25 protein-coding genes are annotated in these 26142 nt (G+C 70.9%); 11 read left to right on the forward strand and 14 right to left on the reverse strand.

Translation table 11 applies throughout. The features are described from left to right. Positions 1–94: 94 nt before the first annotated feature. Both ACIHCQ_RS07755 and ACIHCQ_RS07760 read right to left on the reverse strand, forming a co-directional pair. Positions 95–1231, reverse strand: coding sequence for a hypothetical protein (locus ACIHCQ_RS07755; RefSeq protein WP_399658875.1), 1137 nt, complete (start codon positions 1229–1231; stop codon positions 95–97). Then, positions 1222–2823, reverse strand: coding sequence for a hypothetical protein (locus ACIHCQ_RS07760; protein WP_399658876.1), 1602 nt, complete (start codon positions 2821–2823; stop codon positions 1222–1224). The genes ACIHCQ_RS07755 and ACIHCQ_RS07760 overlap by 10 nt, the downstream gene beginning before the upstream one ends. Before the next feature lie 162 nt (positions 2824–2985). Between ACIHCQ_RS07760 and ACIHCQ_RS07765 the strand changes: the two genes are divergently transcribed. Then, positions 2986–4176: an MFS transporter gene (locus tag ACIHCQ_RS07765; RefSeq protein ID WP_399658877.1), complete on the forward strand. Its 1191-nt coding sequence runs from the start codon at positions 2986–2988 to the stop codon at positions 4174–4176. 41 nt (positions 4177–4217) lie between these two features. Here the strand turns inward: ACIHCQ_RS07765 and ACIHCQ_RS07770 are convergent, their stop codons facing one another. Both ACIHCQ_RS07770 and ACIHCQ_RS07775 read right to left on the reverse strand, forming a co-directional pair. Continuing rightward, positions 4218–4997 (reverse strand): SDR family NAD(P)-dependent oxidoreductase, encoded by a 780-nt coding sequence (locus ACIHCQ_RS07770; RefSeq protein WP_399658878.1) that lies wholly within the window; start codon positions 4995–4997, stop codon positions 4218–4220. 100 nt (positions 4998–5097) lie between these two features. Continuing rightward, positions 5098–5502 (reverse strand): DUF5997 family protein, encoded by a 405-nt coding sequence (locus tag ACIHCQ_RS07775; protein WP_399658879.1) that lies wholly within the window; start codon positions 5500–5502, stop codon positions 5098–5100. A 58-nt stretch (positions 5503–5560) separates the two neighbouring features. Here ACIHCQ_RS07775 and ACIHCQ_RS07780 point away from each other — a divergent pair, with 58 nt between their 5' ends. Further along, positions 5561–6364 (forward strand): LysR family substrate-binding domain-containing protein, encoded by an 804-nt coding sequence (locus ACIHCQ_RS07780; RefSeq protein WP_399658880.1) that lies wholly within the window; start codon positions 5561–5563, stop codon positions 6362–6364. A gap of 21 nt (positions 6365–6385) precedes the next feature. On the opposite strand, the gene ACIHCQ_RS07785 is transcribed toward ACIHCQ_RS07780, so the two are convergent. Next, on the reverse strand, positions 6386–7828 hold the full coding sequence (locus tag ACIHCQ_RS07785) for an MFS transporter (protein ID WP_399658881.1): 1443 nt from the start codon (positions 7826–7828) through the stop codon (positions 6386–6388). After that, complete coding sequence (locus ACIHCQ_RS07790) at positions 7825–8439, reverse strand: TetR/AcrR family transcriptional regulator (RefSeq protein ID WP_399658882.1); 615 nt, start codon at positions 8437–8439, stop codon at positions 7825–7827. Before ACIHCQ_RS07790 ends, ACIHCQ_RS07785 begins: the two co-directional genes overlap by 4 nt. 75 nt (positions 8440–8514) lie before the next feature. Here ACIHCQ_RS07790 and ACIHCQ_RS07795 point away from each other — a divergent pair, with 75 nt between their 5' ends. Beyond that, positions 8515–8787: a hypothetical protein gene (locus ACIHCQ_RS07795; RefSeq protein WP_399658884.1), complete on the forward strand. Its 273-nt coding sequence runs from the start codon at positions 8515–8517 to the stop codon at positions 8785–8787. Here ACIHCQ_RS07795 and ACIHCQ_RS07800 read toward each other — a convergent pair. After that, positions 8784–9443, reverse strand: a complete 660-nt coding sequence (locus ACIHCQ_RS07800; protein ID WP_399658885.1) for a TetR/AcrR family transcriptional regulator — start codon at positions 9441–9443, stop codon at positions 8784–8786. The two genes, ACIHCQ_RS07795 and ACIHCQ_RS07800, sit on opposite strands and share 4 nt — an antisense overlap. Before the next feature lie 193 nt (positions 9444–9636). On the opposite strand from ACIHCQ_RS07800, the gene ACIHCQ_RS07805 reads away from it, so the two are divergent. Beyond that, positions 9637–10740 (forward strand): medium chain dehydrogenase/reductase family protein, encoded by a 1104-nt coding sequence (locus tag ACIHCQ_RS07805; protein WP_399658886.1) that lies wholly within the window; start codon positions 9637–9639, stop codon positions 10738–10740. A 66-nt stretch (positions 10741–10806) separates the two neighbouring features. Then, positions 10807–11409: an SRPBCC family protein gene (locus tag ACIHCQ_RS07810; protein ID WP_399658887.1), complete on the forward strand. Its 603-nt coding sequence runs from the start codon at positions 10807–10809 to the stop codon at positions 11407–11409. A 16-nt stretch (positions 11410–11425) separates the two neighbouring features. On the opposite strand, the gene ACIHCQ_RS07815 is transcribed toward ACIHCQ_RS07810, so the two are convergent. Then, positions 11426–12055 (reverse strand): hypothetical protein, encoded by a 630-nt coding sequence (locus ACIHCQ_RS07815; RefSeq protein ID WP_399658889.1) that lies wholly within the window; start codon positions 12053–12055, stop codon positions 11426–11428. A 124-nt stretch (positions 12056–12179) separates the two neighbouring features. Between ACIHCQ_RS07815 and ACIHCQ_RS07820 the strand changes: the two genes are divergently transcribed. Together ACIHCQ_RS07820 and ACIHCQ_RS07825 are read left to right on the forward strand one after the other, a co-directional pair. Further along, positions 12180–13898: a PHP domain-containing protein gene (locus ACIHCQ_RS07820; RefSeq protein WP_399658890.1), complete on the forward strand. Its 1719-nt coding sequence runs from the start codon at positions 12180–12182 to the stop codon at positions 13896–13898. Next, on the forward strand, positions 13895–14476 hold the full coding sequence (locus tag ACIHCQ_RS07825) for a hypothetical protein (protein WP_399658891.1): 582 nt from the start codon (positions 13895–13897) through the stop codon (positions 14474–14476). The genes ACIHCQ_RS07820 and ACIHCQ_RS07825 overlap by 4 nt, the downstream gene beginning before the upstream one ends. Before the next feature lie 107 nt (positions 14477–14583). Here ACIHCQ_RS07825 and ACIHCQ_RS07830 read toward each other — a convergent pair whose 3' ends face one another. After that, positions 14584–16020, reverse strand: a complete 1437-nt coding sequence (locus ACIHCQ_RS07830; RefSeq protein ID WP_399658892.1) for a PLP-dependent aminotransferase family protein — start codon at positions 16018–16020, stop codon at positions 14584–14586. Between ACIHCQ_RS07830 and ACIHCQ_RS07835 the strand changes: the two genes are divergently transcribed. Further along, on the forward strand, positions 16019–16918 hold the full coding sequence (locus ACIHCQ_RS07835; protein ID WP_399658893.1) for a DMT family transporter: 900 nt from the start codon (positions 16019–16021) through the stop codon (positions 16916–16918). The genes ACIHCQ_RS07830 and ACIHCQ_RS07835 overlap by 2 nt on opposite strands. Positions 16919–16984: 66 nt before the next feature. Next, positions 16985–17215, forward strand: a complete 231-nt coding sequence (locus ACIHCQ_RS07840; RefSeq protein WP_399658894.1) for a DUF1918 domain-containing protein — start codon at positions 16985–16987, stop codon at positions 17213–17215. Here ACIHCQ_RS07840 and ACIHCQ_RS07845 read toward each other — a convergent pair. Beyond that, complete coding sequence (locus ACIHCQ_RS07845; protein ID WP_399658895.1) at positions 17191–18483, reverse strand: glycoside hydrolase family 10 protein; 1293 nt, start codon at positions 18481–18483, stop codon at positions 17191–17193. The two genes, ACIHCQ_RS07840 and ACIHCQ_RS07845, sit on opposite strands and share 25 nt — an antisense overlap. Positions 18484–18687: 204 nt before the next feature. On the opposite strand from ACIHCQ_RS07845, the gene ACIHCQ_RS07850 reads away from it, so the two are divergent. Beyond that, positions 18688–19551, forward strand: coding sequence for a 3-hydroxybutyryl-CoA dehydrogenase (locus ACIHCQ_RS07850; protein WP_399658897.1), 864 nt, complete (start codon positions 18688–18690; stop codon positions 19549–19551). 277 nt (positions 19552–19828) lie between these two features. After that, entirely contained in the window at positions 19829–20086 is a 258-nt protein-coding gene (locus ACIHCQ_RS07855; RefSeq protein WP_399658899.1) for a hypothetical protein, read from the forward strand. 33 nt (positions 20087–20119) lie between these two features. On the opposite strand, the gene ACIHCQ_RS07860 is transcribed toward ACIHCQ_RS07855, so the two are convergent. From ACIHCQ_RS07860 to pheS, 4 genes are all read right to left on the reverse strand, one after another. After that, complete coding sequence (locus ACIHCQ_RS07860) at positions 20120–20650, reverse strand: NUDIX domain-containing protein (protein WP_399658901.1); 531 nt, start codon at positions 20648–20650, stop codon at positions 20120–20122. A 51-nt stretch (positions 20651–20701) separates the two neighbouring features. Then, positions 20702–22042 (reverse strand): transcriptional regulator, encoded by a 1341-nt coding sequence (locus tag ACIHCQ_RS07865; protein ID WP_399658902.1) that lies wholly within the window; start codon positions 22040–22042, stop codon positions 20702–20704. 353 nt (positions 22043–22395) lie between these two features. Beyond that, positions 22396–24924, reverse strand: a complete 2529-nt coding sequence (gene pheT / locus ACIHCQ_RS07870; RefSeq protein ID WP_399658904.1) for a phenylalanine--tRNA ligase subunit beta — start codon at positions 24922–24924, stop codon at positions 22396–22398. Continuing rightward, positions 24924–26048, reverse strand: coding sequence for a phenylalanine--tRNA ligase subunit alpha (gene pheS / locus ACIHCQ_RS07875; protein ID WP_399658905.1), 1125 nt, complete (start codon positions 26046–26048; stop codon positions 24924–24926). The genes pheT and pheS overlap by 1 nt, the downstream gene beginning before the upstream one ends. Positions 26049–26142 lie beyond the last annotated feature (94 nt).

The following is a 26142-nucleotide window of genomic DNA, read 5'->3' on the forward strand; positions in this document are numbered from 1 at the left end:
AAACCCTCGGCCACAGGGAGGCGGACGGGGGCGTGGCGCACCAGCCGGGCGGAACGTGGTCGTACCGCGGTTCGGCCGGTGCGCCCGCCGGGTGTCAGCCCTGTGCGTCCTCCGGGAATGCCTCTTCCCCGAACGCCTCGTCCGGGGCTCCCCCGAAGAAGCCCTCCATCAGCTTGTCCAACTCCACCTCGGTAGCTCCCACCGGAGCCGTGGCCTTTTCGCCCTTGCCCACGCGCAGCACCAGCCCGAGCTTCTTCACCTTCGCGTCTTCCGCCAGCTTGGCGAGATCCACGGACACCTCGGTCAGCGCACCATTGCGGAGCGTGAAGCGGGCCGCGACCTTCTTGTCCGGCACGTCCTTGAGGTCCTTGGCCGTCGGCAGCTCGGCACCCATCGGCAGGTCCTTCGCCAGCGGGCGGATCTCGTCGATCAGCTCGGTGAGCAGGGTGCGGAAGGGGGCGGTGGCGGTGATGTGCTCGGTGCCGTCCTTCCCGTCGGCGGTCTGGAAATCAACCTTGCCGGCGACAACGTCCCGGAGGGCCTTCATGAGCTTCTTCTGCGTCTTGGCGTCGAGCGTGGGTTCCGCCGAGGGCTTCCCCCCTTCCTGGTCCTCCATCTCGTTTATTGCGTCGCGGGTCTTCTCGAGGTCCTTCGTCGCGAACTTGACCCACTTGCCCTCGAGCAGCTTCTTGAAGGCTCCAGCGCTCGCGGGCAGTTCGTCGGCGGGCGGCATGGGATTGCCCGTCATCTTCGCGAAGCCGTCCACGTCGGCGCGGACGTACATGTAGTCGCCGACGAGCCGGTACTCGAACAGGTCACCTTCCGGGCCGCTGAACTTCATGGCCATGCCGATGAAGTCCTTGTCGCCGGACTCGTTGAACGGCTTCTTGGACTGCACGGAGACGGAGATCCGAGCACCACTGAGCAACTCGGCGATCTCGTCCGGGATTTCCTCGCCGGGCTCCGCATCGGCATCCAGCGCCTTGAGCGTCTTGGCGTCGGCGTCCAGGTCCAGCTCGAAGGAAAGCGAGTGCTCCTTGCCGAGCTTTTCGAAGGCCCGGTCGAGCTTCTGCCCGGCGGACAGGTTCTCCACGGTGCCGCAGGCGGCGGAGCCGGCCAGGACCACAGTGGCGACGGCAGTGGCGGTCAGGGTTTTGCGAATGGCGGAAATGACTGTCTCCTCGTAGGTGCGACCACAGCGGTAGTCGCTGAGAAGACTGATCAACCCCATAAAAGGTTGCACGCCTCAGGCGAACTAATGTTCATCAACTGACGCGGGTTCGCGTGTGCTTCAGCCGGCGGCCAGGACAGCTGGGCCACCAGATCCGACATCACGGCAAGCGGCAGCGACGGGTTGGCGGCCGCCGCCTCCACCACCTGCCAGTCGGTGTCGGTGAGCAGTTCGACCAGGACTGACGGCGGGAGGGCCGGATGGCCGGCGGCTATGAGCCTCGCCCGCTTGTCTGCCAGGCAGGCGAGCAGCGCCGGGGCCGTCGCATTGCGGTGCCGGGCGACCTCGCGGAGCGCCTTGCGCACCGGCGGTGCGTGGCGGGCCAGGTCCTCCAGCAGTTCCGGCGACGCGTCAGGGTTGGCCGCCACTTTGGCGACGACCTGTACCCCGTGCGCGTCGACCATGGTGCGCAACTGGGCATCCGAGAGGCCCGGGTGCGGCGCGATGGACTTGACCACCTTCGCGTCGGGGTCGGCGGCCAGCGCGTCGCGTATCGCGGGCGGCAGGTCGCGTCGTTCGGCCAGGAGCATCCGCACAGCCGCCGACCGCGACGTGGCCAGCTTCTCAACCTCGTGGGGAGAGGCGGCGGCGATCCGCGGCAGGAGGGCCGAGCCGATCTTGGCAGCCCCGGCCAATTGGGTGAGCACGTCGAGCGGCACATGCGGGTTGTGCGCGAGCCTGCGCCGCACGTCGTGGCCACCGTCTGTGGCCAGTACGCGGATCAGGGTGTCGTCAATCGTGGGATTCTCCGCAAGGTCGGCTCGGACCCCGGGGTGGGGATCCACGGCGAGCCGTCGGCACACCTGCGACGGCAGGTCGGGGCGGGCGGCGAGCGCCCAACGCAGCAACAGCGAAGGATGGTCTGCGAAACCGACAACGGCTTCGGTCGGGGTGGCCGGGTTGTGCAGCGCCATCCGCCGCATGTCGTGCACGGTGGACTCGTGGGAGCCGCCGCAGGAGGCGCCTGGCAGCAGATCGCAGTCGAGCCGCGAGCACTGCGCATCGTGCACGAACGGGCTCTCTTCGCGGTCACAGACCAGGCACCGCTGCGCCGGGGGCAGCCCCTCACCGGTGAGCAGCGCCGCCAGCACGGCCGGGGGTGTCGCCTCGTTGGCCGCCACCGCGCGGCGGACCTCGGCATGCGGATGGACCGCAAGGCCGGCGGCCATGTCCGGCGTGGTCCACAACGCGAGCTCTGCCACGACCCGTACGTCCGAGTCGGCGGCGAGCGTCTCCACCACATCGGGCGGAAGAAAGGAGCAGGCGGCCAGCTTCTCCCGGCGCTCGACAACCGGATCCGCCGCGAAGAGGCGCGCCCACTCCGGGCGTCCGGCACGCTCATCGAGCAGGGCGAGCGCGGCCTCCGGCTGTGCCACGGGATCGACGTCGGCGGCGGTCAGCCGCCCCGCGTACGCAAGCCACACAGCGCTCTCCGCAACGCGTGAGACCAGCGCGACCGCCTGCGCATGACTGAGGTCCGCGCGATCAGCGAGATCCGCGGCAATGTCGGCGTCCGCGACCGCGATCAGCCGGTCGACCAGCTCGGACGGCAGGGCCGCATTGGCGGCGAGCCCGCACAGGACATGATTCACAGGAGCATCCTGCCTGGACCGTGACCGAATGGCTCATGGATTTCGACCTGGCCGAGTCATTGGCGGCACTCGGGCGCACATCCTGAGCGCGGTACTTGCTACCGGCGGCTCGCCGGGCACGCCGCGCCGGTACGGGGCCCTCGCGGGGTTACCGTCGGCGGCATGGACGGTGATCGCCGAGGGTGGCGCCAGTGTTCGCTCGGCGGGGCGGTGTTTGCCGTGTGCATGGCCGGCACCACGCTGCCGACCCCGCTCTACAGCCTCTACCAGGAGAAGTTCGGGTTCTCCGAGCTGACGGTGACCGTCGTGTACGCCGTGTACGCCTTCGGGGTCATCGGTGTGCTGCTGCTGGCGGGCAACACCTCGGACGCCGTGGGCAGGCGGCCTGTGCTGCTGGCGGGCCTGGGATTCGCGGCGGCGAGCGCCGTCTGCTTCCTGTGTGCCACCGGGCTGGGCTGGCTGTATGCGGGGCGGCTGTTGTCGGGGCTGTCCGCCGGCCTGTTCACCGGGGCCGCCACGGCGTACGTGATGGAGTTGGCACCGCACGGCGGCGTCTCCTGGGCCACGTTCGTGGCGACCGCCGCCAACATGGGCGGGCTGGGCTGCGGTCCGGTGCTCGCCGGAGTGCTCGCCCAGTACGCCGCCTGGCCGCTGTACCTGCCGTTCGCCGTACACCTCGCGCTGGTGGCAGGCTCGGCCGCCGTCCTGCTGTGGCTCCCGGAGACCGTACGCGAGCGGCGGCCGCTGAGCACTGTACGGCCGCGGCGGCCCGGCCTGCCCCCGCAGGTGCGGGCGGTGTTCGGGCCTGCGGCGATCGCCTCGTTCGTGGGGTTCGCCTTGTTCGGGGTGTTCACGTCGGTCAGTCCGGCGTTCCTCGCGCAGTCCCTGGACGTGGACAACCACGCCGTGAGTGGGCTGGTCGTCGCGCTTGCCTTCTTCGCCTCGACCGCAGGGCAGCTGGCGGTCGGCCGGGTCGGGGTGGAGCGATCGCTGCCGCTGGGCTGTGCCGGGCTCTTCGCCGGGCTGGCACTGCTCGCGGGCGCGCTGCGGTGGGACCTGCTGTTGCTGGTGGTGCTGAGCGCGCTCGTCGGCGGGGTGGGGCAGGGGCTGGCATTCCGTGGGGCGATGTCAGCGGTGGCCGGGGCGTCTCCCCCGGACCGTCGTGCGTCAGTGATCTCGACGCTGTTCGTGGTGGCGTACGCGGGTATCTCGGTGCCGGTGATCGGTGTGGGAGTACTGACGGGTCCGATCGGCCTGGAGGGTGCGGGGCTGGTGTTCATCGCGTGCATGGCCGTCCTGGTCTCGACCGCGGCCGTGTATCTGCTCCGGCGGCCGGTAGGGGCGAGGACGTGAGTAGGTACGGACGCGATGACCCGGCCTGTGTGGGCGTCGGCTCAGTGAACGGAGAACCCACCGTCGACGAAGATCGCCTGCCCGGTGACGTAGGCGGAGGCGTGGCTCGCCAGGAACACCGCCGCTCCCGCGAAGTCCTCCGCCAGACCGTTGCGCCCGACCATCGTGCGCGCGGCCAGCGCCGCCACCTTCTCGGGGTCGGCCGACAGCCGCTCGTTGAGCGGCGTCAGCACGAAACCCGGCACGAGCGTGTTGCAGGTGACGCCATACGGCGACCATGCCTCGGCCTGTGAACGCGCCAGAGACTCCAACGCCCCTTTGGACACCCCGTAGGCACCGCTCTGGACGAACGCCCGATGCGCCTGCTGGGAGGTGATGTGGATGATCCGCCCGAAGCCCCGTTCGGCCATGCCGGGGCCAAACCGCTGTCCCAGCAGATACGGCGCCTCCAGGTTCACCGCCATCGTGGTGTCCCACACCTCATCGCCCAGCTCGCCCATCGGCGGTCGCAGGTTGATTCCGGCACTGTTGACGAGGATGTCGGGCTCCCCGAACGCCTCGGCCACCTTCTCCGCAGCCTCGCGCACGCCGTCACGGGTGCCCAGGTCGGCGCTCACCCAGGCCGCCCGGCAACCGGCCGCCGCCAGCTCACCGACCGTGGCGGCCAGCTCCGCCTCCTTGCGCGCCACGACCACGACGCTCGCCCCCGCATGCGCGAGAGCCGTGGCGATGGCCCGGCCGATGCCGGAACTGCCGCCGGTCACCACGGCGACCCGGCCGTCCAGCGAGAACAATTCGGAGAGGTACGTCTGCGAGCTCATGCCGGCACCCTAGACACGGCGCTGATCGTGACAACACCGGGGGCTTGAGGTCGCGGTTTGGGCGGGGCGCACAGCGACTCTGCGAAGGGTCGGATCAGGGTCAGGAACGCGGTCGGCGGGGCTGATCGGCGCGCTCCGCGTTCTTCTCCTTGATGCGGACCGTTTCCTTCCGGACCTCGGCCTGCGTGGCCCGCTCCTGCCGCAGCCACTCGGGGCTGTCCGCCTTCAGCGCGTCGATCTGCTCCGTGGTGAGGGCCTCCGTGACCCCGCCACGCGCGAGACCCGCGATGGAGACGCCCAGCTTCGCCGCGACCACCGGCCGGGGGTGCGGACCCGTGCGGCGCAGTTCAAGCAGCCACTCCGGCGGATCGGCCTGCAGTGAGCTCAGCTCGGTGCGCGAGACGACACCCTCCTGGAACTCGGTGGGGGTGGCCTCGAGGTACACACCCAGCTTCTTCGCCGCGGTCGCGGGCTTCATCGTCTGGGCAGTCTGGTGCGACATCATGATGTCAAGGGTATCGAACGCGTGCGCTAGCTCCGACCAGCACCGGTAACCTGGCGGAGTGACAGGCTCGGAAGTACCCCCTTCGTTCCGGCTCGCCTATGTCCCCGGCGTGACGCCCACCAAGTGGGTGCGCATCTGGAACGAGCGGCTGCCCGGCGTCCCGCTGACCCTCATCGCGGTGTCCCCCGCCGAAGCACCCGACGTGCTGCGCGGCGGCGGCGCCGACGCGGGTTTCGTACGGTTGCCGATCGACCGGACGGACCTCAGCGCGATCCCGCTCTACACCGAGGCGACGGTGGTCGTAGTCCCGAAGGACCACATCGTGGCGACGGCCGACGAGGTGTCCGCCGAGGAGCTGGCCGAGGAGCTCGTGCTGCATCCCCTCGATGACACCCTCGACTGGGAGCGCCTGCCGGGACGGCCCGCGAACGAGCGCCCCGCCACAACCGCGGACGCCGTCGAACTGGTGGCGGCGGGAGTGGGAGTGCTCCTCGTCCCGCAGTCGCTCGCCCGTCTGCACCACCGCAAGGACCTCACGTACCGGCCGGTCTCGGACGCCCCCGAGTCGCGGATCGCGCTGTCGTGGCCGGAGGACGAAACCACTGAGCTGGTGGAGGAATTCATCGGCATCGTCCGCGGGCGGACCGTCAACAGCTCCCGGGGCCGGCCGACCCCGCCACAGCCCAAGAGCAAGCGCGCCGAAAAGCGCGCCGACAAGCCCGCCGCCAAGGGTGGCGCGAAGGGCGGCGCACGGCAGAAGCCCGCAGCAGGCAGGTCGACCGGCAAGAGCCCTCGGAACGGTTCCGGAGGTTCCGGCGGCGCCAAAGGCGGCAAGCGGGCCAAGCCCGGCCGCCGGTCGTAGCCCCGGAATCTGCGAGACCGCCTACACGGTGGTCCGCGGCTGCGGGGCCACGGCTCCCGTCGTACGGCCCGGCAGCCCGGTCGCCAGGAACGCGCCCGCGGCAGCCACGGCCGCGAGCACCGTCAGCGTAGGGCCCATCGCGGAGACGAAGGCCTCACCGGACCGGTCGGCGCCCGGCGCGGCAAGGGTCAGCAGAGCGGTCGCCGCGGCGACCCCCAGCGTGGGGCCGACGTTCATGGCGGTCTGCTGAAGCCCGCCCGCCACCCCGGCGTGCTCCGCGGGGGCGTGGCGCACGATGACAGCCGTCGCTGACACCATCGCGCCGCCGAAGCCGGCGCCCACCAGGAGGAACCCGCCGCCGATCGCCGCCGTGGGCGAATCCGCGCCGAGGCGCGACAGCACGAGAGCGCCCAGCGCGAGGAGGGTCATCGCGGCCGCGGTCGTGGGCCGTGGGCCGTATCGGCGCAGCAGTACGGCGGCGACCGGCGCGCCCAGCACCATCGCCACCGCTCCGGGCAGCGCCGTCAGGGCGCTCCGGAAGGGGTCGAGCCCCAGGGTGTCCTGCAGGAAGTACGTACCGGCGAACAGCGCGCCGAACAGCACAGCCGACGCGGACACCAGGATCCCGAGCGCCGAGGTGACGGCCACCGATCCGAGGACCTCCGGCGGCACCAGCGGGTTCGGGGTGCGCCGTTCGTGTCGTACGAACGCTCCACCGGCGACGGCGGCCACGGCGAAGCTCGTCACAGTGGTCACGGTCGTCGCCGTACGGCCGCCCTCCGGCAGGGAGACAAGCGCGTGCACCAAGCCGCCCAGGGTCACCGCGAGGAGGCAGGCGCCCGGCAGATCAAGCCCGGTGCCGGGCACGCGGGCGGCGGCCACCCGGGCTGGTTTCGCGCCGCGCACGGAAGGCTCCCGTACGACAAGGAGGAGCACTCCGATCACCAGCGCCGGTACGACGTTGAGGAAGAAGGCCGCCCGCCAGTCGAACCGCGCGGCCAGCGCCCCGCCGACGAGCGGGCCCGCCGCAGCCGCCACTCCGATGGCGCTGGTGCGCAGCGCGATGGGCATCCCCAGCCGGTCGGGCGGAAAGGCGGCCCGCAGCATCCCGAGGGTGGCGGGCTGAAGCAGCGCGCCGAAGACGCCCTGGAGGACGCGGAGCGCGATGACCCAGCCGATTCCCGGCGCCAGGCCGATCCCCGCGGAGGCCGCGCCGAATCCGAGGATTCCGACGGCGAAGACCTGCCGGTGGCCATACCGGTCGCCGATGCGGCCCGCGAAGACAAGCAGACTCGCCACCGCGATCAGATAGCCGGTGCTGGTCCACTGCACCTGGTCGAAGGAGGCGTGCAGATCCCGCTGCATGGTGGGCTGAATGATGGTCAGGACGGTTCCGTCGAGGGCGACGACCGCCGCTCCGACGACGCTGCCGGTGAGCGTGAGCCGCCGGTACGCCGTACTCATGAACCGTCCCGGCGGTCCTGGCCGTCCTGGCCGAGATGGGCGTCCAGGATCGTACGCAGCAGCGGTTCGACGTCGTCGGTGCCTGTCGCGAGCTGGAGGCTGCCCCACCCCCACAGCTGGGCGATGCCGTGCAGGTTCGCCCACAGCCCGCTCGCGACAACCTGCGGCGCGACGCCGGCGGGCCGCGTCGGGACCTGGGCCACACAGTCCACGAACAGGCCGAAGAGGGGCAGGCTGGTCTCGCGCAGTCCGAGGTGTCCGCTCTTGAGCAGATCGTGACGGAACATCAGCTCGAACATGCCGCCGTTGGTCCGCGCGAAGTCCAGATAGACGCGGCACAGCGCAGCGACCCGGTCGCGCGGGTTCTCCTCGCCACCGTTGCCCGGTTCAAGGGCGTCGGCGGCCCTGCCCGCCAGCTCGGCGAAGCCCTCGCGGGCGATCGCGGACAGCAGGGACACATGGGTCGGAAAGTAGCGCCGAGGTGCCCCGTGCGAGACCCCGGCGGCGCGGGCGATCTCGCGCAGGGACAGCGCCTCCACTCCCCGGGTGGTGACCAGCTCGACTCCGGCCGCCACGAGCCGGGCACGCAGACCCGCTTCCTGTTCACTCATAGACAGTGTCTACCTCATCGAATAGACACTGTCTACCGGCGCTTGTCGCACTACGTCGGCTGAGATCATGAGCGTATGAATCTCGCTGTACGCCGCTTATGCGCTGTGGCCGTGCTCCTCATCGGCATCACCCTCTTTTTCTGGATCGTCTTCGGAGCTCCCCACGAGTGGAAGGGCGGCCTGCGGCTACTGCGCCTCACCCTGGGGATGAGCGCGGTGGGCCTGATCAGCGGCAGCGCCTTGCTGATGTTCCCGAGCACGCCCGGGGAAGACGGGGAAGACGGGGAAGACGGGGATCCGGCCGCCGGCCGGAGCGGAGCTCTGGCCGACGGGCCTCTGGACGTCTAGCGCGGCTCCTGGGCACGGCGGACGATGTCCGTCACCTCCAACTCGTACAGAGGCGCCGGGTCGACGGACATCGAGTCGAAATTTCCCTCGATCTCCAGGCTGACGAGCCCATGCAGCCGCGCCCACAGGAGAATCGCCAGCGACGCCGCCTCGGCCGCCGGGTCGCCCCCCGCCTCGCGCTTGCTCATCAGGTCGTTCATGACGCCGAGGAGAAGGTCCATCGCCCGCCGCGCCGCCTCCACCAGATCAGGCGAGTGCGCGTCATAGCCGGGGAGGGGTGCCCGGAACAGCAGCCGGTAGCGGTGCGGTTCGGCCACGGCCCAGGCGCGGTAGGCGCTGGTGACCGCGGAGAGCCGGTCGGGGGCGCCGCCCGGTGAGCCCTGGCTTCCGGCGAGGGGGACCGCGAGGGCGGTGGAGAGGTCGCGATAGGCGTCGATGACCAGCTCGGTCAGCAGGGTGTCCCGGTTGGCGAAGTAGCGGTAGAGCCCCGGCCCTGTCATGCCGAGCTCTTTGGCGATGGCGTTGAGGGACAGGGCCTCGGGCCCTCCTTCCGCCAACTGCCGTTCAGCCACAGCCTTTGCTTCCTCGCGGACCTGTGCGCGAAAACGCTCGCGCGGGCCCTTCTTGCCGGGATTACGGGAAGGCTCCACGGCCATGCCTTCACCTTCCTCTCGATCGGGTCTCGTCAATGGGGCTCGGACTCACATGCTAGCCGCTAACAGTTGAGACAGCCTATAACTCACGCAGCACGCACCCGGAACCGAAGCACTTGACAGGATTCACAGAGAGGATCATTCTTGCGTTAGATGCTCTAACAAAAGGCTAGATGCCTAACACGAGGAGATCGTGATGATGACGAACGCACGCATGGCCGGCGCCGATCTGGCCACAGAGGTTGTCCTTCCCGGCATCGTCGAGCCCTCGGGCCTTGAGGTCCGGGTCGGCCCCGCGCCGGAGCCGGGTCCCGGCGAGGTCCTGCTGGCCGTCGAGGCGTCAGGTGTCTCGTTCGCCGAGCAGCAGATGCGCCGAGGCAAGTACTACGACCAGCCGCCCTTCCCTTTCGTCCCCGGCTACGACGTGGTCGGCACCGTCCTGCGGGCAGGTCCCTCCACCGACGCCACGCTCACCGGCCGCCGATTCGCCGTCCTCACCAAGGTCGGCGGCTGGTCCAGCCACCTCATTGTCAAGGCCGCCGACCTGGTCGAGGTGCCCCAGGGAATCGACCCGGCCGAGGCGGAGACGGTCGTCGTCAACGGGATCACCGCCTGGCAGATGCTCCACGGCCTGGCCAAGATCCGTAGCGGTCAGACCATCCTCGTCCATGGGGCCAACGGCGGCGTGGGGTCGACCCTCGTCCAACTGGCCGCCCATGCCGGTGTACGTGTCATCGGCACCGCGTCCCCGCGCCACCACGACGCGGTACGTGCCCTGGGGGCCACCCCGTTGGACTACCGTGCCCCCGACCTGCCCGGGGAGGTGCGCGCGCTCGCCCCGGACGGAGTCGACGCCGTCTTCGACCATGTCGGCGGAGAAGGCATCGTCGACTCGTTCAATCTCCTCGCCCCCGACGGCATGCTCGTCTCCTACGGGACGGCGGCCACCAAGAACGAAGCGGGCTCCTCGAAGCTCCCGGTGCTCAAGCTGGTTGGCCGGCTCCTGCTGTGGAACGCGCTGCCCAACGGCAAGCACACCCACTTCTACAACATCTGGGCCGGCAAGCGCCGCGCGGACACCTTCCAGGAGCGCCTGCGCTCCGACCTGACCAGCGTCTTCGGGCTGCTCGCCGACGGCGCCATCACCGCGCAGGTGGCGGCCCGCATCCCGCTGAGCAGAGCCGCCGACGCGATGGAGCTGGCCGAGTCGGGGACCGTCACCGGCAAGGTCGTACTCGTACCGGACTCCAACCCCGAGTCCGAGCCCAAGTCCGAGTCCGAGGTGCCCAGCGCGGGCTGAAGTACCCCGTATCTCCTGTCTCCTGCTCCAGTCAGACTTCTCAGACTTCGCGCGAAGGGCACCATCATGAACAGCACCATTCCGCAGCCGCCCCGCTGGGCCACCGCCGCTCTCCTGACCACGCTCGCCCTGGGCCTCTCCGCCGGCCGGCTCGCCACCACGGCCGCCGCCCACCCGGCGCACCCGCCCGTCACGGCACAGGGCCAGAGCCATGGCCGCCAAGACACAGTCATCGACCGGCACGCCCCCGTCATCACCCGTGACGACATCTTCATCCGCGCGTCGTTGAAGCAGGTCTGGGACGTCCAGACCGACGTCGAGAACTGGCCGTCCTGGCAGCCCGACGTCAACTCGGTGCAGCGGGAGGACTCCGGCCGCCTCAAACCCGGGTCGGTGTTCCGCTGGCACGTCCAGGGTCTGGACGTCACCTCTACGGTCAAGCAGGTCGAGCCCCTGCGCCGGCTCGTGTGGGGCGGCCCCGCGAACGGGATCACCGCAGTGCATGTGTGGACATTCACGCCTACGCGCCACGGTGTGCTCGTACACACGGAGGAGTCCTGGTCCGGGGCCCCGGTCGAGGCGAACATCCCGTACGCCCAAGGAGCGTTGGACGCCTCCCTGCGCGGCTGGCTGGAGAACCTCAAGCGCACAGCCGAAGCCCGTTCGTAGGACATGGCTCACCGGCTCAGCGTTGGTAGAACCGCCACATGGCGAGTTCGCCGTCGTGCGCGCGCAGGCGCTCGACAGCCTCCTCGGGTGTGCGCCTCTCGGTGAGCTCGTAGAAGAAGAACAGCGGGGCGAACACGCTCGCGTATCCGAACGGCGCACCGTGCGGGGCGATATAGGCACTGGCGCCCGCATCGAGGAAGGCGTCGGCGAGTGCGGGATCGCCGGTGTCGCAGCCGGTCACGAGGACGACGCTGCCCGGCAGGCGGAAGTGTTCACGTACGCGGTCGGGGCCGACAGCGCCGTTGAACGGCTGGAATCCGGCGAGCTCCTCAGCCAGTTCAGCCATGAGGATGCGGCCCTCGTCACCGTGGCAGGACACGATCACATACGGTGCGATGGGGCGGCTGCCGTCCAGCGCGGCGACGAGGTGGCGAGGCTGGCCCACTCGTAGATAGTTGACGCGGACACCGAACACTTCCAGACCGTCACGCAACGGCCGGGTGAACTCGTGCTCGACGTCGATGAGATCGACTTCGGTCCAGCCGAGGCTGCCGGCCTGGACCTCGCGGAATCGCGACGGACGCTGGGTCGCCAGCCACTTGGCCTCGGCCTCTGCCCCGGCCTCCGCCTCTGTCTCGCTTGTCATCCGCCCACGATGGCACGGTCCCGCCCTCTCCACGCCCCCCTGCGCTCATCCGTAGATGGTTCTACGTTCATTCACCTCAGTGATCCTCTGAGCCGCAGCATCGGCAACCGACTCAGGAGCTGAGATGGGCCACGGCCACAGCCATGGGCATCACCACCCGCACTCGCACGACTCGCACCACCACGGACTGGAAGCCGAAACGCTGCCGCCCGCGCTCGACACTTCCGTGCCCGACAGCGAACTGAGCCCGGACCAGCACTCCCGCCGGACCATGCTCCGCCGCGCGGGCCTGCTCGGAGCGGGCATCGCCGGGGCCGGTGTGCTCGGCGGGGCGAACGTCGCCGCCGCGAGCGAGAGCCGCGCGGGCCGTGCCACCCGCAGCCGTGACGGCTTCCTGTGGCTGGCGGGCGACCACCACATCCACACCCAGTACAGCAGCGACGGCAAGTACCGCGTCATCGACCAGGTGCGCCAGGGCGCCCGGCACGGCATGGACTGGCTCGTCATCACCGACCACGGCAGCGAGACACACGCCAAGATCGGTGTGGAGAAGGTCAATCCGGACATCAAGCAAGCGCGCGCGGAGTTCCCGGACTCCCTCGTCTTCCAAGGCCTGGAGTGGAACATTCCGGCCGCCGAGCACGCCACCGTCTTCGTCCACCCCGGCAAGAACGAGGTCGCCGTACTCAAGGAGTTCGAGACCTCCTTCGACGGCAGCGTACGCAAGGCCAGTGACAACACTCCCGCCAATGAGGCGCTGGCCATCTCCGGCCTCCAGTTCCTCGCCGAGCAGATCCAGCGCCGCAAGGTCAAGGACGCGCTGATGCTCGCCAACCACCCCGCGCGGCGCGGCGTCGACTCACCGCACGAGATCCGCGCCTGGCGGGACGCCACACCGTCGCGCCTCATCGCGGTGGGCATGGAGGGCGCGCCCGGCCACCAGGCCGCCGGAATCGCCGCCCCGGCCGGCATGGGCCGGGCCCGCGGCATCTACGACAACAACCCCAGCGCCAACTCCTTCGCCGGATACCCGCTGGAGAGCTACCGCACCTGGGGCGGCTTCGACTGGATGACCTCCACCGTCGGCGGACTGTGGGACAGCCTGCTCGCCGAGGGCAAGCCCTGGTGGATCACCGCCAACTCCGATTCGCACAACGTGTACGCCGACACCGCCAAGCGCGGCGGCCCCGACACCGACTACGCCGCCAACGGCAAGCACACCGACCCGGTCTACTCCGGCGGGCTCGACCTGACGCAGGGCGACTACTGGCCCGGCCAGTACAGCCGTACGCATGTGGGCGCCGACGGCCACTCGTACGCCGCCGTCATGGACGGCATCAGGGCGGGCCGGGTCTGGGTCGACCACGGTGGCCTGATCAGCGGGCTCGACGCACGCGTCAAGGGCGGCGGCCGGTGGGCCACGCTGGGCGGCGCGCTGCACGTCAGGCGCGGTACGGACGTCGAGCTCAGCATCGACATCGCGCTCGCCGACTCCCCCAACTGGGCGCAGTTCGTACCGGAGCTGGCGCGAGTCGACGTCATCCGCGGGCAGGTGACCGGGCCGGTCTCCGACCGGGACACCTTCACCGCGCCGACCGCGAAGGTTGTCCAGTCCTTCGAGGTCAACCAGACAGCGGGCACGGTCAAGCTCACCTACCGGCTCGGCCGGGTCGACCGCCCGCTGTACGTACGGCTGCGCGGCTCGGACGGCAAGCGCTCCGCGGTCGGCATCGGCGGCGCCTCGGTCGACCCGGCGGGCCCGGCGCTCGATGTCGTCGGCGACGCGGACCCGTGGAACGACCTGTGGTTCTACTCCAACCCCATCTGGGTACTGCCCGCATGACCTCCTCGCTGACCGTGATCGGCGTCGACGTGGGCTGCACCGGCCTGCCCGACGCCGATCGTCTGGTACGCGAACTCGCCCCGTCCGCCACCGTGTTCGCCTGTACGCATCTGATCCGCGGCGGGCGTCCGCGTATCGCGCTCTCCTTCGCGCTGCCTTCCGCGCAGTCGGGCGAGGCGGGGGCGTACGACGCCTGGCGGCGGATCACCGCACGGCAGGAGACGGGCGGGGCGTTCGGCGACCGGCGTCACGGACCGGCGGACCTGGCGGCGGGAGCGGCGCAGGCAGCCGCCGAGCACACGGCCCGTACGGGGGGCCGGGTCGTGCTCTTTCCCGGCTCGGCTGCCCTGACCGGCACCGTCACCGTCGTGGAGTTGCTGACCGCTTCCGGCGTCGACGAGGTCACGGCACTGGGCGCGCCGGGGCCCGCCGACCCGGGGCGGGTGATCGTCACCCGCGAGCATGTGCGGCCCGAGTGGCGGGCCGGGCGGCTGGTGCTCACGGTGATGCCGGCGGTGGGGGGCACGCTGGTGCCGTTCGAGGCGCCGGACCCGACGCCGTGTTGCGCGGATCACTGACGGTGGGCTTGCCCCGCCGGCGGAAACCCAGCCCCGCCGGCGTTTGAGGTGCGGGGTCTGGGGCGGAGCCCCAGCGGGGGTTCGGGGGCAGCGCCCCCGACCAGGGCCTACGCCAGCACCTCGTCGCACGCGCCGCGCAAGCGGCGTACGCCCTCCTCGATCTCCGCCGGCCCCGCCACCCCCGCGAAGCTCAACCGCACATGCCCGGCCGGAGGTTCCGCGCAGAAGTAGGGGCGGCCCGGCGCCACCGCGACCCCGGCGCGCAGCGCCGCGGAGAACAGAGCCGACTCGTCCGCGCCGTCGGGCAGCCGCAGCCACAGGTGGTAGCCGCCGGACGGAGTGTGCGGCAGGGCCAGTTCCGGCAGGTCCCGCAGCAGCGCGGCGGTCATCGTGTCCCGGCGCGTCCTCAGCTGCGCGGCCACCGCGCGCAGATGGCGGCTCCAGGCAGGTGAGCCGACCAGTTCCAGGGCCGCCTCCTGGAGCGGGCGGGGTACGAAGAAGCTGTCCACGACCTGGATGGCGCGCAGCCGTTCCATGACGGGCCCGCGGGCCGCCAGCATGCCCACCCGCAGGCTCGGTGAGGTGGCCTTCGTGAGCGAGCTGACATGGACGACGACCCCGTCGCGGTCGTCGGCGGCGAGCGGCCTGGGCAGCGTGCCCGCGTCCTCGTGGCCCAGGCGGCGGGCGAAGTCGTCCTCCACGACGAAGGCCCCCGCCTCGCGCGCGATGCGCAGTACTTCGGGGCGGCGCTCGGCGGAGAGCACCGCGCCGGTCGGGTTCTGGAAGAGGGGCTGGCAGACGAAGACCCGCGCTCCGGTGGCCCGGAAGGCGGCGGCGAGCAGTTCCGTACGTACGCCCTGGGCGTCCGCCGGGACCGGCACCGGCCGCAGCCCGGCGGCGCGGGCGATGGCCAGCATGCCCGGGTAGGTGGGCGACTCGACGAGGACGGGGGCGCCGGGCGGGGCGAGCGCCCGCAGGGCGGTGGTCAGGCCGGACTGGCCGCCCGCCGTGATCAGTATGTCCGCGGCGGACACGGTGTCGCCGAGGCCGCGGGCGAACCACTCACGCAGTTCGGGCAGTCCGTCGGAAGGCGGTCTGCCCCAGACGCCGGGCCGCCGTCCGGCCCGTGCCAGGGCGGCGGCCATCGCCTGTTCCGGCTGAAGGGAGGAGTGCAGGTAGCCGCCGTTGAACTCCACGACGCCCGGCGGCGGCGCGGCGAGGGTGACCAGGACGCCGGAGGCGTCGACGGCGCGCGGGGCCAGTTCGGCGGTGGCGTCGGCGCTGAGGGTGACCTCCTGCCAGGAGGTGTCCCCGGACGACGGGGCGGCGGCACGGGGGTGCGCCCGGAAGGCGCCGGCGCCCGGGCGGGTGACGACAAGACCTTCGGCGGCGAGCCGGGCGAGTGCGCGGGAGACCGTCACCGGGGAGACCCGGTAGCGCTCGATGAGTGCCCGGCTCGATGGCAGCTTTCCACCTGGTGAGTAGCGGTTGAGCTCCTGTTTCAGCGAATTCGCCAATTCCGCCACACTGCTACGCTCTTGCATGACAGCACAGGATAGCGCTACCCAGCCCATACCGATAGCGGTCACCAGCAGCGGCACCCTCCTCGCCGTGCTGGGCGTCGTCGCTTTCTCGCTCACCTTCCCGGGCACCGTCTGGGGCCTGGAGAGTTTCGGCCCCTGGTCGCTCGTCGCCGTACGGAGCGTGCTCGCCGCGGTCCTCGCGGGCGGGTTTCTGCTGGCGCTGCGCGTGCCGCTCCCCGCCCGGCGCGACTGGGCGGGGCTCGCGGTGGTGGCCGGCGGTGTGGTCGTGGGTTTCCCCCTGCTGACCACCCTCGCGCTCCAGACCTCGACCACCTCGCATGCCGCCGTGGTCGTGGGACTTCTGCCGCTGACCACCGCGGCCTTCGCCGCCGTACGCACCGGCCGCCGTCCCTCGCGTACCTTCTGGCTGGCGGCCGTCGCCGGGGCGGCGGTCGTGATCGCCTTCACCGTGCGGGAGAGCGGCGGCGCGCTCCAGACGGGCGATGTGTATCTCTTCGGGGCACTGCTGGTCTGCGCGGCCGGTTACACCGAGGGGGGCAGGCTGGCCCGCCGGATGCCGGGCTGGCAGGTGATCGGCTGGGCGCTGGTGCTCTGCCTGCCGCTCACGCTCACCGGCTCGGCGGTGGCCCTGGCCGTCGAACCGGTGCGGCTGAGCGCGCACGGCGTGATCGGGCTGCTCTGGGTGGCGGCCGGTTCGACGTTCTTCGGCCTGTACGTCTGGTACCGGGGCATGGCCTCGATCGGCATCGCCAGGGCGAGCCAGCTCCAGCTCGCGCAGCCGCTCCTCACCCTCGTGTGGTCGGTGTCCCTGCTGGGCGAGCGCCTGTCGCCCGCGGCGCCGGTGGCCGCGGCGGCCGTTCTGGTGTGCATCGCGGTCACCCAGCGCGCCCGCACCTAGGGTGCGACGCGCGCTGTCCGCCGTAGACTCGAAACGTAGATTCGAGGATCGAGGAGGTCACTCCCGATGCAAGCGAACGTGGGCGACAAACTGCTGATGCACGGCAGGACCGTGGGACAGCACGACCGGGTCGCCGAAGTCGTTGAGGTACTGGGCGCTCAGGGCAATCCGCCGTTCCGCGTCCGCTACGAGGACGACGGGCACGAGTCGGTGATGTCGCCCGGCCCCGACACCGTCGTACGCCACACCGGACGGGGTGAGACGGGACCGGGTCAGACCGGACCTCGCCGCGGCTGAACCGGTCGTCGCAGCGTCGGCAGCACCGCGGTCGGATAGTGATCGGCCACCACTCTGGCCATCGCCCCGGCGGGGTCCGTCCTGACTTCCTTCGCCGAGAAGAAGCAGTGGCCGCGGACCTCGGCGTACTGGCGCGCCAGGGTGAGGTGACGCGAGAGCTCGGCCGGGTCCTGCCAGGGCGTGGGTTGCCCCGCGGCGCCCGCCTTGTAGAGAGCCTCACCGACGTAGAGATCGACGGGCGTGCCCTGTACGACACTGTTCCACCAGGGCAGCAGCTTGGCGTAGTCGGCGGCGGCGAAGCCGATGTTCCAGTAGATCTGGGGGGCGATGTAGTCGATCCAGCCCTCTTTGACCCACTTGCGGGTGTCGGCGTGCAGATCGTCGTACGTCTGCACGCCCGCCCGCGTGTCGGAGCCGAGCGGATCGGTGGCGGCGTTGCGCCATACGCCGAAGGGGCTGATGCCGAAGCGGACGTCCGGCTTGGCCGCCCGGATCCGGGCGGCCATCTCGCGCACCAGCCGGTCGGTGTTGTCCCGCCGCCAGGCTGCCCTGTCGCCGAAGCCCGCGCCGTAGCGGGCGTAGGCGGCGTCGTCGCCGAAGGCCTGGCCCGCGACCGGATACGGATAGAAGTAGTCGTCGAAGTGGACGGCGTCGATGTCGTAGCGGCGGACGGCGTCCGTCATCGCGTCCTGGACGAAGCTCCGGACCTCCGGCAGCCCGGGGTTGTAGTACAACTTCCCGCCGTACGGAAGGATCCATTCCGGATGTGTCCGCGCCGGGTGGCTCGCCACCAGCCGGGAGGGGTCCGTGTGATTCGCCACGCGGTACGGGTTGAACCAGGCGTGCAGCTCCAGGCCGCGCCGGTGGGCCTCGGTCACGGCGGTGCCCAGCGGATCCCAGCCGGGATCGCGGCCCTGTACGCCGGTGAGGCACTCCGCCCAGGGCTCGTACGGCGAGGGCCACAGGGCGTCCGCGGTGGGCCGGACCTGGAAGACCACGGCGTTCAGCCGACGGGCCACGGCGGAGTCGAGGTAGGCGATCAGTTCGGCGCGCTGCTCGGCGGCGCTCAGCCCCTGCCGGGACGGCCAGTCGCGGTTGGCGACGGTCGCGAGCCACATACCGCGGAATTCGCCGAGCGCCCGGTGCCGCCGGCGCAGCGGCCGGGGGGGCCGGGCCGCGGCCGCGTCCCCGGCCATGGTCAGCGCGGCCAGCGCACCGGCCGCCGCCACCACGAAACCTCTTCTGCCAACCTGCGCCGTATGCTCCATATGCCGTTCCCCGCGTCCCTGCGCCCTGCGCACCTCTGCGTGCCCTGCGTTCTGGATGTACGCCAGAGTATCGGTGTCGTACCGCTTCCGTACGCGCTGATCATGCCCGCCCCTGGCAGTCGTCCACACCTGCGCCCGGAGTAACGTCGTGGGGTCGTACCAGCGAACGTTCAGCGAAGCGAAAGGCACGAGGTGACGGACTCAATGGCCGACATTGCACGCGTCGGAGTGGTGGGCTGCGGCCAGATGGGCGCGGGCATCGCGGAAGTGTGCGCCCGCAGCGGCCTCGAAGTAAGGGTCGCCGAGACCACCGGCGAGGCCCTGGAGATCGGCCGCACCCGGCTGCACAACTCCCTCTCCAAGGCCGCCGAACGCGGCAAGATCACCGCCGAGGAGCGCGACGAGGCGCTGGAGCGGCTCAGCTTCACCACCGACCTCGGGGAGTTCGCCGACCGCGACCTCGTCATCGAGGCCGTCGTGGAGAACGAGCAGGTCAAGACGGAGATCTTCCAGGTCCTCGACCAGGTGGTGACCCGCCCGGACGCGATCCTCGCCTCCAACACCTCCTCCATCCCGCTGGTGAAGCTCGCCGTCGCGACCTCCCGCCCGGACCAGGTCATCGGCATCCACTTCTTCAACCCGGCGCCGGTGCAGCAGCTGGTCGAACTGATCCCCGCGCTGACCACCTCCGAGGAGACGATCAAGCGCGCCGAGGGCGTGGTCCAGAACCTGCTGGGCAAGCATGCGATCCGCGCCCAGGACCGGTCGGGCTTTGTGGTGAACGCCCTGCTCATCCCGTATCTGCTCGCCGCGGTCCGGATGTTCGAATCGGGCATCGCGAGCCGCGAGGACATCGACAACGGCATGGAGCTCGGCTGTGCCCACCCGATGGGCCCGCTGAAGCTCGCCGACCTGATCGGCCTGGACACGGTCGCCTCGGTCGCGGACTCGATGTACGCGGAGTTCAAGGAGCCGCTGTACGCCGCGCCGCCGCTGCTGCAGCGGATGGTGGACGCGGGACGGCTCGGCCGCAAGACGGGCGCCGGGTTCTACCCGTATCCCGGGTAGGGGCACTGAGAGGGACCGGCAATTGGGGCGACGCCGCTCCCCAATTGCCGGTCCCTCTTACTCCGGACAGAGCCGCCAAGGCCGCCGTCCGGTAGCGCACGGTGAGGGATTCGCACCCCCTATTCACACGGAGTGTGCGGGGCGTGCCCGCATATGCCCCGCACACACGCTCCCGCCCTCCGGTCACAATCGGTTGACTCGGTTCCGTTCAACCAAGTCAGTCAGCCGGCCAGTCAAGGGTTCGCTGCCCAACCGTTTCGAAGAGGAGAGTCAGTCCGTGACCACCGACCCTAGTCACTTAGTGGTCGTCGAAGAGTTCGCTGAATTACGCCGCAACCTCGACGTCGGCCTTGCCCAGATCGACGGGCAACTCGCGTTGCTCTCACACCGCAACGACCAGATCGACCGGGATCTGGCCGATCTGGCCGCACGCGTCGGGTCCATCGAACACACCAGATGGCCGTTGCCCACCGTGGCCACACTGACCGCGCTGGGAGCGCTGGCGGTAGCGGTGTGGCAGGCGCTGGGCCGGTAACGGCACCGGCGGGGCAGGCAGCCGCGAGGGGCGTCAGCCGAGGCGGAGATGGTGCAGCATCAGCAGCCCGGCCGCCATATTGGCGGCCGGGATCTCCCCGCGGGCGATCATGTCGGGCACCAGTTTCAGCGGTATCCACTCGCGGCGTGAGGACTCGAAGTCGTCCTCCGGATAGCCGATGTAGGTCGCTTCCTCGGACCAGTAGAGGTGGTGCCGCGCGTCGATGAGTCCGTTGGCGGGTTCGACGGTGAGGAGGTGCTGGAGGGGACCCGGCCGCCAGCCGGTCTCCTCCTCCATCTCACGCGCCGCCGCGGCTTCGATGTCCTCGCCGTCCTCGACGACACCCGCGGCGAGCTCCCAGCCCCAGCTGTCGGTGATGAAGCGGTGCCGCCAGAGCATCAGCACCTCGTTGGCCTCGTTGACCGCGGTCGCGACGGCGACCGGGCGGAGCCGGATGAGGAAGTGATCCAGGTGCCTGCCGTCGGGGAGCTCGACATCGGCCAGGTTGACCCTGAACCAGCGATTCTCGTACACAGTTTGTTCGCTTAGTTTCGTCCACTGCACTTTTCTGCCACCTTTCGAGACGTAGGTGGCAATATGGCAGCAGTAGATCAGTCACAGCGGAACGCGCAGTGCCCCGTCGATCATCTCGGCCGCCTCCTCCGCATTGGTGCAGCCACTGGCCACCAGATGCTCGCGCACGGCGCGCAGCCGGTCCCTGAGCCGCTGCGACTCCATCCCCCTGGCCCGCTCGACCATCTCCGCCGCCGTCCGCGCCGCCCGGTCCACCTCTCCCTGGCGCAGCTCGATCTGGCTGAGCATGGCGAGCCGGTGCACCCGGCCGCGGTCGTGCGTCGGCGTATCGACCGCCGCCGCGGCATGCTCCCGTGCCCCCGCGAGATCACCGAGGCTGAACAGGGCCTCCGCGACCTGTACGTTGACCAGGCCCGGCTGGACGTAGCCGGTCTCGTCCGGCTCGTGCCCCGGACGGATCCGGTCCGCTTCCAGTTCCGCACGCCCGATGCACCGCAGGGCGCTGCTTCCATCACCCAGATGGGCGTACGCCTTCGCCTGCATGGCGTACAGATCGGCAGCCAGCGCCGGGGTGATCTGCCGTCCGGCGGCCCGCAGCGCCGCCTCCGCGAAGGCCACCGACTGCCGGTACTCGGCCATGAACAGCGACTGATTGACCAGCAGGGCAATCACATACGCGCCAAGTCCCCTGTCCCCGCTGGCCTTTGCCAGCCGCAGCGCCTGGTGAAAGTAGCGCTGGGCGAGGCCGTGCGCGTCGGAGTCGTACGCGCAGATGCCGGCGACGGCCACCAGACCGCCCGTCGCACGGTGCAGCTGGCGGCCGAGCGCGTCGCTGTAGCCGCCGCGCAGCAGAGGCGCGGCCTCGGCGTTGAGGAAGCCGACGATGCGGGTGCGGGTGGCGATGCCGCCCGCCTTGCGGTACAGCAGCTCGTAGTGCGCGCGGGCGGCGCGCAGCATCTTGATGTCGGCCATGCCGACGCGCGTCTGTCCCAGGCGCGAGACGTCCGAGTCCTCGGGTGGGTTCTCCCACTCCCATACGGGCATGACGGCGGGCGTGCCCGTCACCGCGGGCGCCTCGATGATGTGGCGGCGCTGCTGCTCGTCGGAGCGCCACAGCGCGGTGGCCCGCTCCACGAAACCGGAGAGCGGCGAGCCGACAGGCATGATCGAGTCCCCCGGCCCTCCGAGGCCTATGTCGCCGAGTGCTATCGCTCTTCGCAGCCGCCCGGCGAGCACTTCGCAGATCAGGTCGGGCACCTGGCCGCGCGGGCGCTGGCCCTTCAACCAGCGTGCCACGGCCGTGTGTTCGTACCGCAGTGACAGGCCTCTCGCACGGCCGGCGTGGTTGACGCGGGCGGCGAGCCCGGCGTTGGAGATGCCCGCCTCATCGAGCAGGGCGTCGAGCAGGGTATTGGGCTGCATAAGAAGCGCTCCGGAGGGTAACTCGGTGCGACCAGCCTAGTAGAGGGCAATTCGCACGGGGTGTGAATGGAGTGCCCTCATCCGTGCCGCGCGCGCTCTGCCGCCACGGCGCTCGCGCCGGTTGACTGAGTTGCCTCTCACAGAGGCGGCCGGGCCGTCGGCTCCCCCTCGTACAATGCGGCGGCCTTCGTTCGCGTCGTCTGTCCTGCTGATCTGCCCGACACTCCGCGGCAGGGCGGGCGGCGCCGGCCGGGTGAGCGTATTGGCAGTCGGTACCTGACCTGACCAGTACACACAGCTGAGGGGCGCATCCAGCGGTCGGGTGCGCCCCTCAGTCGTTTCCAGCTGGGCCGTCAGGCTCCGCGCAGCACCGCGCCGACCCGCTCGGCGGCGAGCGCCACCGCCGCGTCGCGCGCGGCCGAGGCCTCATCGACGGTCAGCGTCCGGTCCGTGGCACGGAACCGCAGCGCGTACGCCAGCGACTTCTTGCCCTCGCCGAGCTGCGGGCCCGTGAACACGTCGAACAGCCGGATCGACTCCAGCAGTTCGCCAGCGCCCTCGCGCAGCGCCGTCCCGACGTCCGCGGACGGCACGTCGTGCGAGACGACGAGCGCGACGTCCTGGGTGGCGACCGGGAAGGTGGAGATCCGCGGCGCCTGGAGCGCGCCCCGCGAGGCCCGCGCCACCTCGTCCAGGTTCAGCTCCATCGCGCAGGTGCGCGCGGGCAGACCCAGCGCCTTGACGACGCGCGGGTGCAGCTCTCCCGCGTACCCGACAGGCCGCACCGCTCCGTCCACCTCGACGGACAGTTCGGCGCAGCGGCCCGGGTGCCACGGCCCGTACTGGCCCTGGCGGACGATCAGTTCGGCCCCGGCCTCGCGGGCGACGGTACGGGCGGACTCGACCGCGTCGGCCCAGTCGGCCGGACGGCCCTGGCCCCACCAGCCCGCCTGCTCCCGCGCACCGGCGAGCACGACCGCGGCATGGCGCGGCTGCACCGGCAGTACGGCGTCCAGGCGGGCGATCTCCTCGTCCGTGGGACGGCGGTCGACGGGCAGCCGCGCCGGAGTCCCGGGCTGCTCGGCCGGGTGGAAGACCAGACCGGTCTCGAAGAGCGCGAGGTCGTGGCTGCCGCGGCCGTCGTTGCGGCGCAGCGCGGCGAGCAGGCCGGGCAGCAGCGTCGTACGGAGCGCGGGCTCCTCGTCCGAGAGCGGGTTGACGAGCCTGACGACGCGGCGCAGGGGGTCGTCCGCCGCCAGTTGGAGCTGGTCGAAGACCTGCTCGCCGACGAAGGGGTAGTTCGGCGCCTCGACATAACCGGCCCCGGCCAGCGCGCGGCCGACGCGGCGATGCAGCCGCTGGCGTCCGGTGAGCCCGCGGCCCGAGGGGGGCGTGGGCAGCGTGGAGGGGAGGTTCTCGTACCCCTCCAGCCGGATGACCTCTTCGGCGAGGTCGTTCGGCGCGGCGAGGTCGGGACGCCAGGACGGGACGGTGACGAGCAGTTCGTCGGGCCCGTAGACATCGCAGCCGATGTCCTGGAGACGGCGTACGACGGTCTCGCGGCCGTAGTGGACGCCCGCGACACGGTCGGGGTGGTCCGCCGGCATGGAGATCGTACGGAGCGCGGTGGGCGCGACGACCTCGGTGACGCCCGCCTCGGCGGTGCCGCCCGCGAGCAGCACCAGCAGGTCGACGGTCCGCTGCGCGGCGGCCGAGGCGGCCTGCGGGTCGACGCCCCGCTCGAACCGCTTGGACGCCTCGGAGGCGAGCTTGTGGCGGCGCGCGCTGCGGGCGATGGTGACCGCGTCGAAGTGCGCCGCCTCGATGACGACGCTGGTGGTGGAGTGGAGCGCGCCGGTTTCCGGGTGCGGGTCCACGTCGGCGATCTCGGTGTTGGCGCCGCCCATGACGCCCGCGAGGCCGATCGGCCCGCGGCTGTCGGTGATGACCAGATCCTCGGCGTCCAGGACGCGTTTGACGCCGTCGAGGGTGGTGAGCTTCTCGCCGGGCTCGGCGCGGCGCACCCCGATCGGCCCGTCGATACGGGTCCGGTCGTAGGCGTGCAGCGGCTGGCCCAGTTCGAGCATCACGTAGTTGGTGATGTCGACGGCGAGCGAGATCGGGCGCATCCCGGCCTTCTGGAGCCTGCGTCGCAGCCAGATCGGGGAGCGGACCTCGGGGTCCAGCCCGACGACCGTACGGGCGGTGAAGTGGTCGCAGCCGACGGGGTCGGAGACCTGCACCCGGTAGCCGAAGGAGTTCGGGGCGGGCACGTCGAGCAGCGCGGGGTCGCGCAGCGGCAGGCCGTAGGCGGTGGCGACCTCACGGGCGACGCCACGCAGCGACAGGCAGTAGCCGCGGTCGGGTGTGACGGCGATGTCGAGAACCTCGTCGACGAGTTCGAGCAGCTCGATGGCGTCGGTGCCGACCTCGTACTCGGGCGGCAGCACGATGATGCCGCCGCTGCCGTCGTCGCCCATGCCCAGCTCGTCGCCGGAGCAGATCATGCCGTGGGAGGTCTTGCCGTACGTCTTGCGCGCGGCGATCTGGAAGTCGCCGGGCAGGACTGCGCCCGGCAGGACCACGACGACCTTGTCGCCGGCGGAGAAGTTCCGCGCGCCGCAGACGACCTCCTGCGGCTCACCGGTGCCGTTGGCCATGCCGACGTCGACGGTGCAGAAGCGGATGGGCTTCTTGAACTCCGTCAGCTCCTCGATGGTCAGCACCTTGCCGACGACGAGGGGCCCCTTGAGGCCTGCGCCGAGCTGCTCGACGGTCTCGACCTCAAGGCCGGCGGAGACGAGTCTGGCCTGGACGTCACGGCCGGTCTCCGTCGCCGGCAGGTCGACGTACTCCCGCAGCCAGGAAAGCGGGACGCGCATCAGATCTCCATCCCGAACGGCCGGGTGAACCGGACGTCGCCCTCAACCATGTCTCGCATGTCTTCGACGTTGTGGCGGAACATCAGCATCCGCTCGATGCCGAACCCGAAGGCGAATCCGCTGTACTTGTCAGGGTCGACGCCGCAGGCGACGAGCACCTTGGGGTTGACCATGCCGCAGCCGCCGAGCTCGATCCAGCCCTCGCTGGAGCAGGTGCGGCAGGACCGGTCCGGGTTGCCGACGGACTCGCCGCGGCAGACGTAACAGACCATGTCCATCTCGGCAGACGGCTCGGTGAACGGGAAGAAGTTCGGCCGGAGCCGGGTCTTCATGCCCTCGCCGCCGAAGAGCGCCTGGACCATGTGGTCCAGGGTGCCCTTGAGGTCGGCCATGGTCAGGCCCTCGTCCACGGCGAGCAGCTCGACCTGGTGGAAGACGGGGGTGTGGGTCGCGTCGAGCTCGTCGGTGCGGTACACCCGGCCGGGGCAGATCACATAGACCGGCGGCTCGCGGTCCAGGAGCGAGCGGATCTGCACGGGCGAGGTGTGCGTACGCAGCACCACTCCGGAGCCGCTGTCGCCCTCGGGGCCCTCGACGAAGAACGTGTCGTGCTCGCCGCGGGCCGGGTGGTCCGGGCCGATGTTGAGCGCGTCGAAGTTGAACCACTCGACCTCGGCCTCGGGGCCCTCGGCCACCTCGTAGCCCATGGCCACAAAGATGTCCTCGATGCGCTCCGAGAGCGTGGTCAGCGGGTGGCGGGCGCCTTCCGGGACCCGGTCGTGGGGCAGCGTGACGTCCACTGCCTCCTCGACCAGCACCCGGGCGTCGCGCTCGGCCTCCAGCTCCGCCTGGCGGGCGGCGAGCGCCTTGCTCACCGCGCCTCGGGCCTGGCCCACGCGCTTGCCGGCCTCGGCCTTGGCCTGCGGCGGCAGCGCTCCGATCTCGCGGTTGGCCAGCGCGAGCGGCGAGGTGGAGCCGGTGTGCGCGACCTTGGCGTGGGCGAGGGCGTCGAGGTCGGCGGCCGCGGCGAAGGCGGCGAGCGCCTCGTCCCGCATGCGCTCGATCTCGGCCGGTTTCAGTGTCTCGACCTCAACAGGGTCGTACGACTTATTGGGTGCGGACATGTCTTCCCGTACTTCCGATGGGCTGGCTGGGGCCCCCGCTACACGACCGAGGACACAAAGGTGCCAAAGGATGAGTCTAACGGGGTGTGGGGAG

Origin of the sequence: Streptomyces sp. NPDC052236 (genome assembly GCF_044548015.1) — a bacterium.
Classification (GTDB): domain Bacteria; phylum Actinomycetota; class Actinomycetes; order Streptomycetales; family Streptomycetaceae; genus Streptomyces.

Bases quoted from the DNA above. Each gene is read 5' to 3' on its own strand.
- ACIHCQ_RS07755 (WP_399658875.1), bottom strand. From the start codon at position 1,231: ATGGGGTTGATCAGTCTTCTCAGCGACTACCGCTGTGGTCGCACCTAC.
- ACIHCQ_RS07765 (WP_399658877.1), top strand. From the start codon at position 2,986: ATGGACGGTGATCGCCGAGGGTGGCGCCAGTGTTCGCTCGGCGGGGCG.
- ACIHCQ_RS07770 (WP_399658878.1), bottom strand. From the start codon at position 4,997: ATGAGCTCGCAGACGTACCTCTCCGAATTGTTCTCGCTGGACGGCCGG.
- ACIHCQ_RS07775 (WP_399658879.1), bottom strand. From the start codon at position 5,502: ATGATGTCGCACCAGACTGCCCAGACGATGAAGCCCGCGACCGCGGCG.
- ACIHCQ_RS07785 (WP_399658881.1), bottom strand. From the start codon at position 7,828: ATGAGTACGGCGTACCGGCGGCTCACGCTCACCGGCAGCGTCGTCGGA.
- ACIHCQ_RS07790 (WP_399658882.1), bottom strand. From the start codon at position 8,439: ATGAGTGAACAGGAAGCGGGTCTGCGTGCCCGGCTCGTGGCGGCCGGA.
- ACIHCQ_RS07795 (WP_399658884.1), top strand. From the start codon at position 8,515: ATGAATCTCGCTGTACGCCGCTTATGCGCTGTGGCCGTGCTCCTCATC.
- ACIHCQ_RS07800 (WP_399658885.1), bottom strand. From the start codon at position 9,443: ATGGCCGTGGAGCCTTCCCGTAATCCCGGCAAGAAGGGCCCGCGCGAG.
- ACIHCQ_RS07805 (WP_399658886.1), top strand. From the start codon at position 9,637: ATGATGACGAACGCACGCATGGCCGGCGCCGATCTGGCCACAGAGGTT.
- ACIHCQ_RS07810 (WP_399658887.1), top strand. From the start codon at position 10,807: ATGAACAGCACCATTCCGCAGCCGCCCCGCTGGGCCACCGCCGCTCTC.
- ACIHCQ_RS07815 (WP_399658889.1), bottom strand. From the start codon at position 12,055: ATGACAAGCGAGACAGAGGCGGAGGCCGGGGCAGAGGCCGAGGCCAAG.
- ACIHCQ_RS07820 (WP_399658890.1), top strand. From the start codon at position 12,180: ATGGGCCACGGCCACAGCCATGGGCATCACCACCCGCACTCGCACGAC.
- ACIHCQ_RS07825 (WP_399658891.1), top strand. From the start codon at position 13,895: ATGACCTCCTCGCTGACCGTGATCGGCGTCGACGTGGGCTGCACCGGC.
- ACIHCQ_RS07835 (WP_399658893.1), top strand. From the start codon at position 16,019: ATGACAGCACAGGATAGCGCTACCCAGCCCATACCGATAGCGGTCACC.
- ACIHCQ_RS07830 (WP_399658892.1), bottom strand. From the start codon at position 16,020: ATGCAAGAGCGTAGCAGTGTGGCGGAATTGGCGAATTCGCTGAAACAG.
- ACIHCQ_RS07840 (WP_399658894.1), top strand. From the start codon at position 16,985: ATGCAAGCGAACGTGGGCGACAAACTGCTGATGCACGGCAGGACCGTG.
- ACIHCQ_RS07845 (WP_399658895.1), bottom strand. From the start codon at position 18,483: ATGGAGCATACGGCGCAGGTTGGCAGAAGAGGTTTCGTGGTGGCGGCG.
- ACIHCQ_RS07850 (WP_399658897.1), top strand. From the start codon at position 18,688: ATGGCCGACATTGCACGCGTCGGAGTGGTGGGCTGCGGCCAGATGGGC.
- ACIHCQ_RS07865 (WP_399658902.1), bottom strand. From the start codon at position 22,042: ATGCAGCCCAATACCCTGCTCGACGCCCTGCTCGATGAGGCGGGCATC.
- pheT (WP_399658904.1), bottom strand. From the start codon at position 24,924: ATGCGCGTCCCGCTTTCCTGGCTGCGGGAGTACGTCGACCTGCCGGCG.
- pheS (WP_399658905.1), bottom strand. From the start codon at position 26,048: ATGTCCGCACCCAATAAGTCGTACGACCCTGTTGAGGTCGAGACACTG.